This window comes from Streptomyces lothianensis (assembly GCF_047779955.1).
GTDB lineage: Bacteria > Actinomycetota > Actinomycetes > Streptomycetales > Streptomycetaceae > Streptomyces.
On record NZ_JBLMKT010000029.1, the window covers coordinates 222,831 to 235,257 of the forward strand.

Annotated in this window: 10 protein-coding genes; 5 read left to right on the top strand and 5 right to left on the bottom strand. The window is 73.2% G+C overall.

Features of this window, described 5'->3' with window-relative positions:
• The first annotated feature begins 6 nt into the window (after positions 1-6).
• Positions 7-1,380 (top strand): GNAT family N-acetyltransferase, encoded by a 1,374-nt coding sequence (locus tag ACLF6P_RS10005; RefSeq protein ID WP_415949587.1) that lies wholly within the window; start codon positions 7-9, stop codon positions 1,378-1,380.
• Here ACLF6P_RS10005 and ACLF6P_RS10010 read toward each other — a convergent pair.
• Positions 1,322-2,551 (bottom strand): trans-sulfuration enzyme family protein, encoded by a 1,230-nt coding sequence (locus ACLF6P_RS10010; protein WP_415949589.1) that lies wholly within the window; start codon positions 2,549-2,551, stop codon positions 1,322-1,324. The two genes, ACLF6P_RS10005 and ACLF6P_RS10010, sit on opposite strands and share 59 nt — an antisense overlap.
• Before the next feature lie 59 nt (positions 2,552-2,610).
• Here ACLF6P_RS10010 and ACLF6P_RS10015 point away from each other — a divergent pair, with 59 nt between their 5' ends.
• Positions 2,611-3,090 carry an Lrp/AsnC family transcriptional regulator gene (locus tag ACLF6P_RS10015; protein ID WP_415949590.1) on the top strand — a complete coding sequence of 160 codons (480 nt, stop codon included), beginning with the start codon at positions 2,611-2,613 and terminating at the stop codon, positions 3,088-3,090.
• Between the two features lie 164 nt (positions 3,091-3,254).
• Complete coding sequence (locus tag ACLF6P_RS10020; RefSeq protein ID WP_415949592.1) at positions 3,255-4,940, top strand: DUF885 domain-containing protein; 1,686 nt, start codon at positions 3,255-3,257, stop codon at positions 4,938-4,940.
• Between the two features lie 352 nt (positions 4,941-5,292).
• Here ACLF6P_RS10020 and ACLF6P_RS10025 read toward each other — a convergent pair whose 3' ends face one another.
• The gene (locus ACLF6P_RS10025; protein ID WP_415949594.1) at positions 5,293-5,781 is read right to left on the bottom strand and encodes a rhodanese-like domain-containing protein; all 489 of its coding nucleotides are present in this window, start codon (positions 5,779-5,781) and stop codon (positions 5,293-5,295) included.
• A gap of 95 nt (positions 5,782-5,876) precedes the next feature.
• Between ACLF6P_RS10025 and ACLF6P_RS10030 the strand changes: the two genes are divergently transcribed.
• A complete protein-coding gene (locus ACLF6P_RS10030) occupies positions 5,877-6,323 on the top strand; it encodes an Lrp/AsnC family transcriptional regulator (protein WP_415949596.1) in 447 nt (148 codons plus the stop codon).
• Positions 6,324-6,351: 28 nt separating this feature from the next.
• On the opposite strand, the gene ACLF6P_RS10035 is transcribed toward ACLF6P_RS10030, so the two are convergent.
• From ACLF6P_RS10035 to ACLF6P_RS10045, 3 genes are all read right to left on the bottom strand, one after another.
• Positions 6,352-9,354 carry an AAA family ATPase gene (locus ACLF6P_RS10035; protein WP_415949597.1) on the bottom strand — a complete coding sequence of 1,001 codons (3,003 nt, stop codon included), beginning with the start codon at positions 9,352-9,354 and terminating at the stop codon, positions 6,352-6,354.
• Positions 9,351-10,514, bottom strand: a complete 1,164-nt coding sequence (locus ACLF6P_RS10040) for an exonuclease SbcCD subunit D (protein ID WP_415949599.1) — start codon at positions 10,512-10,514, stop codon at positions 9,351-9,353. Before ACLF6P_RS10040 ends, ACLF6P_RS10035 begins: the two co-directional genes overlap by 4 nt.
• A gap of 114 nt (positions 10,515-10,628) precedes the next feature.
• The gene (locus tag ACLF6P_RS10045; protein WP_415949601.1) at positions 10,629-11,255 is read right to left on the bottom strand and encodes a YigZ family protein; all 627 of its coding nucleotides are present in this window, start codon (positions 11,253-11,255) and stop codon (positions 10,629-10,631) included.
• 229 nt (positions 11,256-11,484) lie between these two features.
• On the opposite strand from ACLF6P_RS10045, the gene ACLF6P_RS10050 reads away from it, so the two are divergent.
• Positions 11,485-12,426: an ABC transporter substrate-binding protein gene (locus ACLF6P_RS10050; RefSeq protein ID WP_415949603.1), complete on the top strand. Its 942-nt coding sequence runs from the start codon at positions 11,485-11,487 to the stop codon at positions 12,424-12,426.
• Position 12,427 lies beyond the last annotated feature (1 nt).

A 12,427-nucleotide genomic window follows, 5' to 3' on the forward strand; every position in this document is an offset into this window, starting at 1 on the left:
GCTGGCATGACGGATGTGAACTCTGCGCTGATCGCCTCGGCCCTGCTCCTGCTGACCACAGTCGGACTCCACAGCTGGCGCGCCCGGCACAACTCGCGGGCGCGGCGGCACGGCCACGCACCGCCGGCTCCGCCGCCACGGAAACGGGCGGCCGGTTCCGCACAGACCACGGCGCCCGGTTCCGCACCGGTCACGGACGCCGGGTCCGTACAGAGCACGACGCCCGGTTCGGTGCAGGCCGCCGTGCCCGCCACGCCCCTGGACGCGGAGACCGCGCTCTGGCGGATGCGGGCGACGGTGTCCGACGCACCGGGTTCGCTGGCCGCCCTGTGCGCGGCGCTCGCCGCGCTGCGCGTGGACATCCTGAGCCTGCAGACGCATCCGCTCGCACAGGGCACGGTGGACGAGTTCCTGCTGCGCGCACCGCAGCAGCTCAACGCGGAGGAGGTCACCGGGGCAGTCATGGCCGCGGGCGGCTCGGACACCTGGATCGAGCGGGCCGATGCCCATGACCTGGTGGACGCGCCCACCCGGCTGCTCGGCCTGGCCACCCGCACCGCCCTGGACGCCGCGGAACTGCCGCTGGCGCTCAGGCAGTTGCTCGGACGCTGCACCATCCGTTCCGTGCCGGCGAAATCCCGGGCCGCGCACCCCTCGGCCCGGACCTCCCCCGTCGAGGGCCGGCTCGACGGCAGTGTGCTGCGTCTGCGGGACGGGGAGGGGGGTGAGATCGTCGTGGAGCGGCCCGCGCTGCCGTTCACGCCGACCGAGTTCGCCCGGGCGCGCGCCCTCGTGGAACTCGACGCGCGGCTCGGGCCGCGGATGCCGCGCGCCCAGGACGTACTGACGCTGCCGGAGGGCAACGCCATCACCGTGGGCCGGGCCGGTGCGGCGGATGTCGAGGCGGCGAAGGAGATGCACGCGCGCTGCTCGACCGGCACCCTGCGGATGCGTTATCACGGCCCGGTCGCCGATGCCGACAAGTACCTCAAGCACCTGCTCGGCCCGCGCCTGGGCCGCACCCTGGCGGCCCGCACCGCATCGGGTCGGCTGGTCGCGCTCGGCCATCTGCTCTGGGACGGCGACGAGACCGAGGTGGCCCTGCTGGTCGAGGACGCCTGGCAGCGGCGCGGCATCGGCACCGAACTCCTCGGCCGCCTGGTCGAGATGGCGGCCGAGGCCGGCTGCGAAAGCGTGTACGCGGTGACCCAGGCCGCGAACACCGGCATGGTCGCGGCGATGCGCGGCCTCGGCCTCCCGCTCGACTACCAGGTCGAGGAGGGCACGCTGGTGATCACGGCCCGGCTGGATTCCGTAACCGTCAGCTCACCGCGTCCGTACGGTGTCCGGCCCGCGCCGCAGCGGCCGGACGCCCGCTGAGGGCCTGGTCGAGATCGGCCCACAGGTCCTCGACGTCCTCGAGACCCACCGACATCCGCAGCAGCCGGTCGCCGACGCCCGAGGACCGGCGGTCACCGGCGTCCACGATGCGGTGGCTGATGGAGGCCGGGTGCTGGATCAGGGTGTCGACGCTGCCGAGGCTCACGGCCGGGGTGATCAGCCGAACCGAGGAGATCACCTCGTGCGGTTCGCCGACCGTCTCGAAGGCGATCATCGCCCCGCCGATCCGCGGGTAGTGCACGGCACTCACCCGCGGATCGTCCTTCAGACGCCTGACGAGTTCGGCGGCGGTTGCCTCGGCCGCCCGCATCCGCACGGAAAGCGTGGACAGGCCGCGCAGGAGCAGATAGCCGGCGAACGGGTGCAGCACACCACCGGTCGTGAACCGCACCTGGCGCAGCTTGCGCGCGAACTCCTCGTCGCAGGCCACGATGCCGCCCATCACATCGCCGTGCCCGCCGAGGTACTTGGTGGCGCTGTGCAGGACCATCCGCGCACCACTCTCGGCGGGCCGCTGCAGTACGGGGGTGGCGAAGGTGTTGTCGGCGAGCAGCGGCACCGAGCCGCAGGACTTGGCGATGGCGGCGAGGTCGAGTTCGCGCAGGTTGGGGTTGGCCGGGGACTCGACGAGCACCAGGCCGGTGTCGGGCCGGATCGCCTCGGCGATGCCCTTCCCCAGGCTCTCGGCCCCGTTCGAAGAGGAATGCCCACCTGGGTCGACCCAGGTGACCTCGGTACCGAGGAGCCCGGCGTTCAGGAGGTGGTCGCTGCAGCCGTACAGCGGGCGGACGGCCACCACATGGCGCAGGCCGAGGCCGGCGCGCACCAGGAGCACGGCGGTCAGGGCGGCCATCCCGCTGGCGAAGGCGACGGCGCTCTCGGTGCCTTCGAGGCGGGCGAGCGCGGTCTCGAAGCGGGCCACGGTGGGATTGCTCAGACGTGCGTAGACGGGCGGGCCGTCGTCGAGGGCGCCGGTCGCGGCGAAGGCGTCGATGCGCGCGGCTTCCTCACGGCTGTCGTACGAGGGGTAGGTGGTCGACAGGTCGAGCGGCGGGGCGTGCAGTCCGAGTCCGGCGAGGTCCTCGCGGCCGGCGTGCACGGCTTCGGTGGCGAGCGCCCGGGGTGCGGCGCTGATGTCGTCGGTTGCCATGACGGAAGACTGAACAGCATACCGGTGTTGCATACCTCACCCCGTGCTACGTTCGAAGAATGAGCGACTCTGTCGTACTGGATCCGGTCGATCTGGAGATTCTGCGGCTGCTGCAGAACGACGCACGGACCACCTACCGTGATCTCGCCGCCGAGGTCGGGGTGGCCGCGTCCACCTGTCTGGACCGGGTGGTGCGGCTGCGCCGGGCCGGGGTGATCCTCGGGGATCAGCTGCGCCTGGACCCGGCGAAACTCGGGCGAGGGCTGCAGGCGCTCCTCATGGTGCAGGTCCGGCCGCACCGTCGTGAGCTGGTGGGGCCGTTCGTGGAGCGGATCAGGGTGCTGCCCGAGGCCCGTTCCGTCTTCCACCTCACCGGGCCTGATGACTATCTGGTGCATGTCGCGGTGCGGGACACCGCGGATCTGCAGCGGCTCGTCCTGGACGAGTTCACCTCGCGGCGCGAGGTCGCGCGGGTGGAGACCCGGCTGATCTTCCAGCAGTGGGACTGCGGTCCGCTGCTGCCGCCCGCCGCGGACTAAACCCGCAGCGCCACCGCCAGGCACGGGGCGGACACCGGGCACGCGAACGCAGCGCGGCGGGTCGGGCCGGGCCGGGTCGGGTCGGGTCGGGTCGGGTCGGTCGACCGGAAAGCCAAGAGCAGAATCCGGTGACGGCGGGCGGCCGATCATACGAAGATGTCCGCATGCCAGACACCACACACAGTCTCCTTCCCCGTCAGGTTGCCGATGCCTATGTCGACGACCTGATCACCCTCGATCCGATCACCGGCACATATCTCGGCGACCCCAAGAGCGCCGGCCGGCTCCCCGACCTCTCGCCCGAGGGCACCCGCAAGCTCGCCGAACTCGCCCGCACCACGCTGCTCCGGCTCGACGCGGCCGAACAGCTGCCGGGCGCCGACAGCGAGCACGAGAAGCGCTGCGCGCGGCTGCTGCGCGAACGGCTGACCGCGCAGATCGCGGTACTCGAAGCGGACGAACCGCTGTGTGCGGTCAGCAACATCATGTCGCCCGCGCAGGAGGTGCACGATGTGTTCACGCTGATGCCCGCCGACTCGGAGGACGACTGGAAGGCCATCGGCACCAGGCTGCGGGCCGTGCCCGCAGCGTTCGCGGGCTACCGCGAGTCCCTCGCGCTCGGCCTGGAGCGGAAGATCTACGGCGGGCCGCGTGCGACGGCCACGTTCGTCGACCAGCTCACCGAGTGGGCGGGCTCGGAGCGCGGCTGGTTCGAGGAGTTCACCGACCCGGCGCCCCCGTCGCTGCGCGCCGAGCTCGACGAGGCGGGCCGGATCGCGACGGCCGCCGTGGTGGAGCTGCGGGACTGGATGCGTGATGTCTACGCGCCCGCCGTCGAGGGGGCGCCCGACACGGTCGGTCGGGAGCGTTACGCCCGCTGGTCGCGCTATTTCAACGGTACGGACCTGGACCTCGACGAGGCCTACGCGTACGGCTGGTCGGAGTTCCACCGGATCCTCGGCGAGATGCGCGCGGAGGCCGGGAACATCCTGCCCGGCGCGGAATCCCCGTGGGTTGCGCTCGCACACCTCGACGAGCACGGCCGCCACATCGAGGGCGTGGACGAGGTCCGCGCGTGGCTGCAGCAGGTGATGGATGAGGCGATCGAGGCGCTCGACGGCACCCACTTCGAACTCGCGGAGCGGGTACGGAAGGTGGAGTCCCGGATCGCACCGCCCGGTGGCGCGGCCGCGCCGTACTACACCGGGCCGTCCGAGGACTTCTCGCGCCCGGGCCGCACCTGGCTGCCGACGATGGGGCAGACCCGCTTCCCGGTCTACGACCTGGTGTCGACCTGGTACCACGAGGGAGTACCGGGGCATCACCTGCAGCTGGCGCAGTGGGTGCACGTCGCGGACAGCCTCTCGCGCTACCAGGCCTCGGTCGGCATGGTCAGTGCCAACGCCGAGGGCTGGGCACTGTACGCGGAACGCCTGATGGACGAACTGGGCTTCCTCGGTGACGCGGAGGTGCGGCTCGGGTATCTCGACGCACAGATGATGCGTGCGGTCCGGGTGATCATCGACATCGGTATGCACCTGGAACTGGAGATCCCCGCGGACTCCCCGTTCCACCCCGGGGAGCGCTGGACACCGGACCTGGCCCACGCGTTCTTCGCCGCGCACTCCAGCCGCTCCGCGGACTTCGTGCAGAGCGAGCTGATCCGCTATCTGTCGACGCCGGGCCAGGCCATCGGCTACAAGCTGGGCGAGCGTGCCTGGCTGCTCGGCCGTGAGAACGCCCGCCGTGCGCACGGGGATTCCTTCGATGCGAAGGCCTGGCACATGGCCGCGCTGTCGCAGGGCTCGCTGGGTCTGGACGACCTCGTCGAGGAGCTTTCGCGGATCTAGATCCTTCGCGGCTGCCGAAGACACGGGGCGGGGGCGCCGTCCACATGACCGGCGCCCCCGTCTCCCGGCCCGGCGCCGGATGCCTTGCGCCGGGCCGGGAGACGGGGCTTGGCGCCGGTGCTTGGCGCTTGCTGCCGGGGCTTGCTGCCGGGGCTTGGCGCTTGCTGCCGCAGCGCCTCGCACCTGTTCGGCCGGGCGGCGGAATCCGCCTCCGAGTCGATCACGTTCGGGCCGGTCGCCGCCCACGACTTGGCGTCGTCGTGCGGCACATGCGGATTCGGGGCCTTCCGGAGCACGGTCCTTCCGGGGCCGGCCACCGTCGGCATCGTTTCCCGGTCGCCCGCCCATACGGTCAGCAGCCGCAGTCGCCCTCGACGGGGGCGGTGAGCGGGTCGGGCTCGCGGCGCGCCGGGCCCTGCCAGGTCTCGTAGGCGAAGCCTTCCCGGGCCCAGTACTCGAAGCCGCCGAGCATCTCCTTGACCTGGTAGCCGAGTCGGGCGAGCGCCAGGGCCGCGCGGGTCGCGCCGTTGCAGCCGGGGCCCCAGCAGTACGTGACCACGGGGACGGACTTGTCGAGGAGCTGCCCGGCCTGTTCGGGGATGAGGGCGGTCGGCAGGTGGAGCGCGCCGGGTACGTGGCCCTGGTCCCAGGACTCGGTGGAGCGCGTGTCGATGAGCACGAATCCGGGGTCGCCGCCGGCGGCCAGGGCGGCCGCCACATCGGAGACATCTGCGTGGAAGGCGAGCGAGGCGGCGAAGTGCGCGGCGGCCTCGACCGGTGCGGCCGGGGGGACTCGCAGAACGGGGTTGTCGCTGGTCACAGCGGTCTGTGTCGTCGTCATGCTCATCAATCTACGGCCGGTGATCATGCCGCGAACAGCGAGATTCCCCGGCACTTCCCTTGCCCGGCCGGTGAATCCCCTGCTATCCATCCAGGATGACCGAGTATTCCCCGGACGCCACCGACTGGCTCATCCTCGATGCCCTCCAGCGCGACGGCCGCGCCAGTTTCGCCGAGCTCGCCCGCAGCGTCTCCATGTCGTCCAGCGCCGTGACGGAGCGGGTGCGCCGCCTGGAGGAGATGGGCGTGATCCAGGGCTACACCGCCGTCGTGGAGCCCGAGCGGCTCGGGATGCCGATCATGGCGTTCGTCCGGCTGCGCTACCCGAACGGCAACTACAAGCCCTTCCACGATCTGGTGGAGGTCACCCCCGAGATCCTCGAAGCGCACCATGTGACGGGTGACGACTGCTTCGTCCTGAAGGTCGCCGCCCGCTCGATGAGCCACCTCGAGGAGATCGCCGGAAAGATCGGTGCGCTGGGTTCGGTGACGACGAGCGTGGTCTACTCCTCGCCGCTGCCGCGCCGCGCTCTGCGCCGCTGACGTTCTCCGGCACCCGCCCCAGGCACGTCTACGAGGCCGTCCCGCGCTGCCGCACGATCGAGCCTTCGCGCCCCTTCACCACCTCCAGCTGCGCATGGATGCGGCGCCGCAGGTCGGCGACGTGGCTGACGATACCGACGGTGCGGTCGCGTTCGCGCAGCGAGTCCAGGACGTCGAGGACTTCGTCGAGGGTCTGGTCGTCGAGGCTGCCGAAACCCTCGTCGATGAACAGCGTGTCGAGGCGGACGCCGCCCGCCTCGTCCGTGACCACGTCGGCGAGGCCGAGGGCGAGGGCGAGGGAGGCGAAGAAGGTCTCGCCGCCGGAGAGGCTCGCGGTGTCCCGCTCGCGGCCGGTCCAGGCGTCGATGACATGCAGTCCGAGTCCGCTGCGGGCGCCGCGTCCGGCGCGGTCGTCGGAGTGGACCAGGGTGTAGCGACCGGCCGACATCCGCTGCAGGCGGGCTGTCGCCGCGGCGGCGACCTGTTCGAGCCGGGCCGCGAGAACGTAGGACTCGAGCCGCATCCTGCGCTCGTTGTCCGCAGAGGTCCCGGCGGCGAGGCCGGCCAGGCGCGCGACACGGTCGTACTCCTCGCGCAGCGGGGCGAGTCGGCGTGCTTCGGTGGCGGCCTGGCGCGAGAGCCGGTCGAGTTCGCGGCAGCGTTCCTCGGCGGCCGAGCGGGCGGTGACCGCTCGCTGCAGGGCCCGCTCGGCCTCCTCGGCGGCGCGCTCGGCAGCCGCCGGGTCGGCCGGGGGAAGCTGGGCCGCGGCCTGGGTACCGGGTTCGGCGAGGACCGCCCGTACGGCCAGATCCTCCTGCTGCCAGGCGTCGAGGCGCCGCTGCAGGGCGCGGTGGGCGGCTTCGTCGAGCGCGGCGGCGGCCGCCGCCTGCGGGGTGTCGAATCCGGCCCGGTAGGCGGCTTCGGCGAGCCGGCCGTCGGCGTCCTTGAGCCGCTCGGCGGCCTCCCGCGCCGCCCTGGCGGCCTCGGCGGCGCCGCCGAGCAGCTCGGCCTGCCGCTGGAGTTGGCGGGTCCGGTCGGCGACACTCGCCGCCCGGCCGCGTGCCCGGCTCAGCTCCTCCTCAAGCACACTCTGCTCCCGCGCGAGACTCTCGCGCCGCGAGGTGCGGGATGCGCCGCGGGTCTCGGCGTCCTGCCGGGCGGCGAGCCGACGTCCGTGCTCCTGCTCCTCGCGGCTGAGGGCCTCCCGTGCGGCGTGCAGGGTGGAGGCGAGGGCCCGGACCCGGGTGTACTCCTGCTCGACGGCGTGGAGTGCGGCGGCAAGTTCCGCGGCCGGTGCCTCCCCCGCCGCCGCGGTGGCGGCGGCCCGGGTCTCACGGACCTGGGCGAGGGCCTGTTCGGCCCGGGTGCGGGCCTGCTCGGCGCGCTGGTGGGCGGCGAGTGCGTTCTCCTCGGCCTGCCGGTCGACGTGTCCTTCGGTCCTGCGCGCGGGAGCGGGGTGTGCGGCCGAACCGCAGACCGCACAGGGTTCGCCGTCGGTGAGCCGCTCCGCGAGTTCGGCGGCGATGGTGCGCAGCCGCTGCTCCTTGAGGTTCAGCCAGTGCTCGCGCGCCTCGCCCGCCCGGTCGGCCGCCGCGTGGGCCGCCTCCTGCGCCTCGGCGACGGCGGAGCCGAGCGAGTCACGGCGACGGGCCGCCTCCAGCTGCTCGCGGGCCGGTGCGATCCGGCCCTCCAGCTGTCCCGCACGGGTGGCTGCCTCCTGCGCCGCGTCGATCCGTGCCCGGTGCTCATGCATTACGGCATCCCAGTCGGCCAGCCATTGGGAGGCCTCCTGGAGGGCTTCCTGGTCGGCCCGCTCCTCGCGCTCCACCTCGGCGCGCTCCCGGCCCAGTTCGGCGAGGCGCTGTTCGGCGCGCCGGGCTGCGGTGAGCGTGCCCAGTTCCTCATGGGCCCGGCGGGCAGCGGTGGCGAGCGCGGCGGCTTCGGCTCCGGTCAGCGGGTCGGGCAGTGCCTGCCGTGCCCGGGCTTCCTCGGCCGCGGTCCGCTGCTGCTCCGCTTCGGCGTCCGCACGCAGGGACAGCGCCGGTGCCACGGACTCCGCCTTACGGGCGCGTTCCATCCGCTCCTGGTCCGCGCGGTGCTCCCCGGCGCGCTCGTCGAGCAGCACGGCCCGCTGCCGCGCCTCGGCGTGCCGCCGCTGGAGGCGGTGGGTCTCCCGTGCCGCGTCGAGATGTTCCCCGGCGGCGGTGCGCGCCCGGTGTGCCGCGTCCTGGGCCACGCGCGCCACGGTGAGGGTCTCGCGGGCGCCCGCGCGGGCGCAGGCCGCCCAGCCGAGCACGCCTTCCGCGAGGCCCGGTTCACCCGCGGCCAGTTCGGGCAGCGGCAGGCCGGCCGCGCGGCCGGCCGCCTGGCTCATCCGCTGCGCGGCGGCCAGCAGCCGCTCGTCGGCGGCCTTCACCTGGGCCTCGGTGGCCTTGCGCTGCTGGGCCAGCCACTGCTCGACGGCGGCGAAGCGGCGGGTGTCGAAGAGGCGGCCGAGCAGTTTGCCGCGCGCCTCGGCATCGGCCCGCAGAAAGCGCGCGAAGTCTCCCTGCGGCAGCAGCACGACCTGGCAGAACTGCTCCATGCTCATGCCGAGCAGCTGCCCGATCTCCTCACCGATCTCCTGGTGGGAACGGCTGAGGTCCTTCCAGGCGCCCTGCCGTGCGTCGTACTCCCGCAGCCAGGACTGGGCCTTCTCGATGGTGGTGCCGGTGCCGCGCTTCTTCGGGCGCTCCCACGGAGGCTGCCGCCCGATCTCCAAGTGGCGACCTGCCACGGTCAGTTCGAGCACCACCTCGGTGCGCGCGCCGGTCTCGGCATGGTCGCTGCGCAGCGCGGCCGAGTTGCTCTGCCGTACGCCGGGGACGGAGCCGTACAGGGCGAAGCAGACCGCGTCGAGCACGGAGGTCTTGCCCGCGCCGGTCGGCCCGTGCAGCAGGAAGATCCCCGCTTCGCCGAGCGGGTCGAAGTCGACTTCCTGTGTGCCGCCGAACGGCCCGAAGGCCGTGAGCTTCATCCGATGCAGTCTCACCGGGCCACCTCGCGCACCGTGTCGTCCACGCGCACGGCGTCGAACGCGGCCCGCAGCACGCCCCGTTCGGCCTCGTCGGCGCCCTCGCCGCGCACATGCGCCACGAAGTCCTCGGCGACCTGCTCGTCCGTGCGGTCCCTGAGCCGCTGCGCATAGGAAACCTGCGGCTCCCCCGCCACCCGCTCGGGTGCGAACACCAGGTTCAGTACATGCGGGAAGCGCTCGGCCAGCCGCGCCATCGGCTCGGGCGGCCGTACGGGATCGGTCAACGTGGCCTCGACCCAGTGCCCGGTCACCCGCTCGTGCTCCGGGTCGGCGAGCAGTTCGTCGAGCCGTCCCGCGATCCGGGCCAGCGGGCGCGGCACCGGGCAGTCGACCCGCTCGGCACTCACCTCACCGTCGGCGCCGAGGTCGACGAGCCACATCGACTTCCGGTGGTGCTGCTCGGAGAAGGAGTACGCGAGCGGGGAGCCCGAGTAGCGCACGCGCTCGGTGAGCGTCTGGCAGCCGTGCAGATGGCCGAGGGCGGCATAGTCGACCCCGTCGAAGACCCCGGCAGGCACCGACTGCACTCCTCCGACGGTGATGTCCCGCTCGCTGTCGCTCGGCTCGCCGCCGGTCACGAAGGCATGGGCGAGGACGACGGAGCGGGTGCCCCCTCCCCGTACGGCGAGATCGGCGCGCACCCGGTCCATGGCCGCGGCGAGCACCGCCTCATGGGCGGGCCTGTCCACCTTGAACTCGTCCTTGACCAGGGCCGGTTCCAGATACGGCAGCCCGTAGAAGGCCACCTCGCCGTGCTCGTCCCGCAGCACGACGGGCGCGCCGCAGTCGGCGGGTGCGGTGCGCAGGTGGATGCCCGCCTTGCCGATGAGTCCGGCACCGACGCCGAGGCGGCGGGCCGAGTCATGGTTCCCGGAGATCATCACCACCGGCACCCCGAGGTCGGCGAGCCGGTGCAGCGCCTCGTCGAACAGTTCCACGGCGGACAGCGGCGGCACCGCCCGGTCGTACACATCCCCGGCCACGGCGACCGCATCGACCCGCTCCTCGCGCACGACGGCGACGAGGTGGTCGATGAACGCGGCCTGGGCATCGAGCAGGCTCACGCGGTGCAAAGCCCGGCCCAGATGCCAGTCGGAAGTGTGCAGCAGCCTCATGATCCCCGAGACTAACGGGCGGGTCGGACAACCCGGGCGGCTCCCGGCGAATCAACGGCCTCAACGGACGGCCGGCGGATCATGCCCCACGGCTCCCCGGCGTCCGCGTACGCCCTACGCATCCCCGTACGCCTCCGCGCCGATGTCGAGCCGGGCCGTCCCCGCCGTCGCATCGGCCAGCCAGGTGCGGAAGTCTTCGACGTCGGCGTCGGGGAGGCCGATCTCCAGGGTCACGGCCTCCCCGTAGCGCATGTCGCGTACGTCACGTCCGGCCGCGCGGAGGTCGTTCTGCAGTTTGCCCGCACGCTGGTGGTCGACGGTGACCGTGACCAGGCGAAAGCGGCGCTTGGTGAGGGTGCCGAGGGCGTCAAGGGCTTCGCCGACCGCGCCCCCGTAGGCGCGGATCAGTCCGCCCGCGCCGAGTTTCACACCGCCGAAGTAGCGTGTGACGACCGCCACCACATAGCGCATGTCACGCCGGGTGAGCATCTGCAGCATGGGCAGGCCCGCGGTGCCGCCCGGTTCGCCGTCGTCGCTCGCCTTCTGCACGCCGCCGTCGGCGCCGATGACATACGCCCAGCAGTTGTGCGCGGCGGCCGGGTGCTCCTTGCGGATCCTGGCGATGAAGTCCTGGGCCTCCTGCTCGGTGGCCGCCGGGGCGAGCGCGCACAGGAAGCGGGAGCGGTTGACCTCGGTCTCGTGCACGCCCTCTCGGGCCACTGTGCGGTACGCGTCCTGCATCCGCCCAGCGTATGCGCAAGGCGGGCAGGTCTCCCCGGCGGGCTTGCGGGCGCAGGCCGACGGCCCGGCTTGCGGGCCGGGTGAGGCTCGCGGACCGCGCTTGCGGGCCGGGTCCCGGGGCCGGGCTTGCGGGACGGGTCCGGGGGCCGGGCTTGCGGGACGGGTCCGGGGGCCGGGCTTGCGGGCCGGGCTTCACGGGCAGGTACCCGGCTGACTGGATGGAGGCTCCATGGACAACGAATCCGCGCCCACCGCCCCACGGCCGGACGGCCCACGGCCCGCCGATCCGCACGGGCCCCCGCCCGGCGCCGCGCGCCCGTGGGAGTTCACGGACGACCGCGGACAGGTGGCCGTCGCGCCCCGCACGCCCGTCCGCTTAGCCGCGTACGCACAGGCGGGCGCCGCCCTCTGGGACCACGGGCTGCGCCCGGCCGGGATCTTCGGCTCCGGCCACGACGACCCCGCCGCGCCGGATCCCGCGAAAACCGGCGAGCTGCCCCTGGACGGGCTCCCCTATTACGGCGCCGGCTCTGCCCTCGACCTCGACGCGCTGCTTGCCTCGGCCCCCGATCTCGTGGTCGCCGTGACGTACGGCGGAGGGCAGACGTACGGGATCGCTCCCGAGGCGGCCAAGCACCTGGAGGAGCAGGTACCGGTCGTCGCCCTGGACGTGAGCCGCGGTCGCTCGCTCACCCAGGTCCGCGAGAGCTGCGCACGGCTGGCTTCCGCGCTCGGCGCCGTGCCCGACGAGGAGGCGGCTGCCGAACTGACCTCTGCAGAACGGCGGTTGACCCTGGCAGCCGGGGTGCTGCCGAAGCCGCGGGTTCTCGCCCTCTCCCCCGCCGACGGCGAGTCGGTCCACCTCGCCCGACCGCACGCCTGGCCGGACCTGAGCGCCCTGACCGCTCTCGGCGTCCCGCTCGTCGAACCCGCCCGGGCGGCGGGCGCGAACTGGTCGACGGTGTCCTGGGAGGCTGCGGCCGCGCTGGAATCCGACCTGGTGCTCGTCGACGTGCGGGCGCACGCGGGTGCCCTGCCCGCCGGCTTCGCCGCGCGCGTACACACCGGGCCGTGGAATCCGGAGCTGCCGCCGAGCGCGCGGGCGCACACCCGGTTCCTCGACACGGTGACGGCAGCGCTCCGGGGACTCCGGGCTCGGCCCGGGTCCTGAG

Coding starts and splice junctions, on each gene's coding strand:
- ACLF6P_RS10005 (WP_415949587.1), top strand. CDS start 7: ATGACGGATGTGAACTCTGCGCTGATCGCCTCGGCCCTGCTCCTGCTG.
- ACLF6P_RS10010 (WP_415949589.1), bottom strand. CDS start 2,551: ATGGCAACCGACGACATCAGCGCCGCACCCCGGGCGCTCGCCACCGAA.
- ACLF6P_RS10015 (WP_415949590.1), top strand. CDS start 2,611: ATGAGCGACTCTGTCGTACTGGATCCGGTCGATCTGGAGATTCTGCGG.
- ACLF6P_RS10020 (WP_415949592.1), top strand. CDS start 3,255: ATGCCAGACACCACACACAGTCTCCTTCCCCGTCAGGTTGCCGATGCC.
- ACLF6P_RS10025 (WP_415949594.1), bottom strand. CDS start 5,781: ATGACGACGACACAGACCGCTGTGACCAGCGACAACCCCGTTCTGCGA.
- ACLF6P_RS10030 (WP_415949596.1), top strand. CDS start 5,877: ATGACCGAGTATTCCCCGGACGCCACCGACTGGCTCATCCTCGATGCC.
- ACLF6P_RS10040 (WP_415949599.1), bottom strand. CDS start 10,514: ATGAGGCTGCTGCACACTTCCGACTGGCATCTGGGCCGGGCTTTGCAC.
- ACLF6P_RS10045 (WP_415949601.1), bottom strand. CDS start 11,255: ATGCAGGACGCGTACCGCACAGTGGCCCGAGAGGGCGTGCACGAGACC.
- ACLF6P_RS10050 (WP_415949603.1), top strand. CDS start 11,485: ATGGACAACGAATCCGCGCCCACCGCCCCACGGCCGGACGGCCCACGG.